This window comes from Rhizobium sp. BK376, assembly GCF_004341625.1.
Lineage (GTDB): Bacteria > Pseudomonadota > Alphaproteobacteria > Rhizobiales > Rhizobiaceae > Rhizobium.
On sequence record NZ_SLZG01000079.1, the window covers coordinates 1 to 2,948 of the forward strand.

Annotated in this window: 3 protein-coding genes; 1 reads left to right on the plus strand and 2 read right to left on the minus strand. The window is 53.3% G+C overall.

Translation table 11 applies throughout. The features are described from left to right. Positions 1-58: 58 nt before the first annotated feature. Both EV561_RS36805 and EV561_RS36810 read right to left on the minus strand, forming a co-directional pair. Positions 59-805: a hypothetical protein gene (locus EV561_RS36805; RefSeq protein ID WP_132528757.1), complete on the minus strand. Its 747-nt coding sequence runs from the start codon at positions 803-805 to the stop codon at positions 59-61. Then, the gene (locus EV561_RS36810) at positions 802-2,010 is read right to left on the minus strand and encodes a tyrosine-type recombinase/integrase (protein WP_132528758.1); all 1,209 of its coding nucleotides are present in this window, start codon (positions 2,008-2,010) and stop codon (positions 802-804) included. The genes EV561_RS36805 and EV561_RS36810 overlap by 4 nt, the downstream gene beginning before the upstream one ends. Before the next feature lie 315 nt (positions 2,011-2,325). Between EV561_RS36810 and EV561_RS36815 the strand changes: the two genes are divergently transcribed. Beyond that, entirely contained in the window at positions 2,326-2,697 is a 372-nt protein-coding gene (locus EV561_RS36815; protein ID WP_348633774.1) for a LysR substrate-binding domain-containing protein, read from the plus strand. Positions 2,698-2,948: the final 251 nt, after the last annotated feature.

The following is a 2,948-nucleotide window of genomic DNA, read 5'->3' on the forward strand; positions in this document are numbered from 1 at the left end:
ATCCAATGTCATTATGTCCACAGTCTCCGTTGTGGACACAGAATCCCTCGATGCGCCGTCAATGAACAGGTGCAGGGATTTGCGCGCTTACGATCCGGGCACTCTGGCCGGGGCGCAACGCATATTGATACGACAGGACCAGCATACAAACATCGCGTAGGTTCTGATCACCGACTGCTTTATGGTCGCTTTCCAGTGCTACACACATGCTGTCAATGTGATCGACGACGAGAGCCTGTTGATCAAGCGGTAGAAAGCACTCTCCCATTCGAACAACGCGGAACTTGTCAATCTTGGGTCCGGTTAGACTGGAAACTATGACCGTATGGCTCGGGGACCAGTGCCCAACTGACAGCCGACAAAGAGAATGAAGGGCCGCTCGCAGCGACTCAGACTGCTTGGCAGTGGCGTTTGGAACTACAATCATGTTCCAATGCGCCCGAGCATCGAACGGTTGGGCAGTGACAAGAGTGACTAACGACTCCAAACCAACTTTTCCGATGTAGCTCATTATCCCGTGATGTTGAATCTCAATGCTGTGAGGGTCAAAACGCGAGAACCAATCGACCAAGATATGGTCGTACACCTGTCGAGAAGGGCCGAGCCTTTCAAAGTCCAATATTTGGGAGGTACCGTCGAGGTTTAACTCCAGCCATTTAGCATCAGCTATCCCTTTGATCGTCCGGAATTCGTTGGCAAAATCGTCATAATATCTTACGGTCGATGGGAGCGGAGGAAGGTTGGCCGACAGCCGCGTAATTTCGTCTGCGCCAGTAGGGTCGAGGTCAAAGCGACGATCACTCATTGAGGCCGATCCGGATTTACACGCCTAAGAGCATCTACGAACGTATCGAATTTTTCGTCCCATACTTCCGCCAGGGCAGTTTCAAAGTACGCTTTGGCATACAATCGTGGCATCTCCGACTTCTTCGACCAACCGAAGAACGTCCGTAATTTCTCTTGCGCCTTGTCGAGATCGTTTCCTGTGTCCTGGTATCGCCGCATCCTGACAACGGCGGATGTATGACGAAGGTCATGACAGGAAACGCCTCTGAGGCCCTGCTTCTTCAGAGATTGCTTGGCTTCGTCGGACAGGGCCTTCGTCGCAACCTCGAATATTTCACTGAGAGATCGCAACGAAAGTGGCAGACCTTTTTGAGAGATCAAAAGATGTGGGTGATTTACCCGACCGCGATAGTTGCGAATGTAGAACCTGGCGAGTCCAACGATCTCTTCCTGTAGCGGAAGCAGGCGTCGCGAGGTCTCCGTCTTCAGTCCGGGCTGTTCGTACCGTGGGTCCGGATCATCGACCTCCTCAACATCCAGCCAGTGGACGGTCTTGCCAGCAACCGGGTCGAAGTCCTCCTTGAACGAGGAAGGATAAAGCAAAGCGCTCTCGCCACGTCGAAGTCCGAGGCGCAACAGGAGCATGAAGACCAGGAGGTTCCGCCAGCGCAGTGTCTCGGTTTTAAATGGATTTCGTGGCGAATCCGGCCTGAAGATTTCGTAAAGGTCCTCAATGACAAGCGGCGGAAGCGCTCGAATTGGCGGTGGCGGCGGCGGTTGGTTCGGCACCAGTTGGCCGTAGTATGTATCGAGCCGCAATGTCTTCGCAGCGATCTCATTTGTGCGGGTACCAGCTCCTTTCAGAGCTTGCTGCAACATCTCTTTGATGAACTCAACCGCAGTATTCCAGGTTGGAGTATTGTCAGTCCCTTTGATCGCAGCTTCGTTACGAAGCTGCGCTAAGAAACCAACCAGGCAATCCTCCAAGGCATCGCAGTCAACAGCTGCAATCAAGCGGTCAAGGCAGTCAACACCGTTCTGCTCTTCAGCCGCTCGATAAAATCGATCGAGGGCTGCGAGATGCCGCCGACGGGTCGATGGCTCCCAAGAATTGAGGGCGTCAGACCATATCGTTGCGAAGAAGCGCGGTAGCCCAAGCGAATTGACGCTGACGATACCGCGAAAGACTGGCGGCAATATTGGATGCGACAGGTTGATTGGCATTCTGCCTAGCGATTTTGTAGCATCGGCAACTTGTCATAACAATCCTCGGAAGCAACACTCAAAACCGCAGTTTTACACAGAAATCATTTAAGGCATAAACGGCGGTTTCGCGTTGAAAAGCAACACTGACAAAACCGCCTGTTAGTTCCATAATACACCTTATGCGATCTTTGTGTGTAATGGCATTTTAGAGATGCGACACATAGGCCAGTTAGAGATGCGACAGTCGTCGTGTTATGCGCACCCACACCTTGCCGATGCGCGCCCTACTTTGCCAAAACCCATTCTTGCGTTCGCATTTGTCCATTCACCGGTATGCCTACTCAAATCGAAGATCTGAAGGATCATCGTCTTCTGGCCTTCGTGACCGGTAATGGTCGCACGCGCCCTATCGCGTATAGTTCGGGACGACGTGAGATCAAACTGGACACCCGCAACGCTGTGGCCACGTTCACCAATGGCGAGGCCATGATTGACGCCGCCATAGCCGGAATCGGCATTGCCCAGACCCCGGCACTTTATGCGCGCCAGGCGCTATCTGACGGAAGCTTGATCCAGATCTTCGATGGGCGCGACGCGGGAAGTCTACCAGTTCAGATCGTCTACCCATCGCAGCAACAGGTGGCGACAAGGGTCCGCGCCTTGATAGATCATCTCGTCGAGACGATGAGCGACACATGGGGCTGACATAGCGTGGACACAGCTTGAGATGTGTTCAAGCCGTGCGCAATGGCGACCGCCGCCCTATGGCACAGAGGCAGTGTGACGACGCAAGCAATGTCTGTTGCGCGGTGCATGCCACAATGGCGTTTATGACGGGTATGAGGGCAAAGCAGTTACCACCGTATCCGTCCGAGCGGGGCCGCCTTTGAATATTGGATAAAACTGTTCAGACCCTGTCCTTATTCCCAGGCATAAGGACAGTTGGACAGATGGAG

Bases quoted from the DNA above. Each gene is read 5' to 3' on its own strand.
- EV561_RS36805 (WP_132528757.1), bottom strand. From the start codon at position 805: ATGAGTGATCGTCGCTTTGACCTCGACCCTACTGGCGCAGACGAAATT.
- EV561_RS36810 (WP_132528758.1), bottom strand. From the start codon at position 2,010: ATGCCAATCAACCTGTCGCATCCAATATTGCCGCCAGTCTTTCGCGGT.
- EV561_RS36815 (WP_348633774.1), top strand. From the start codon at position 2,326: ATGCCTACTCAAATCGAAGATCTGAAGGATCATCGTCTTCTGGCCTTC.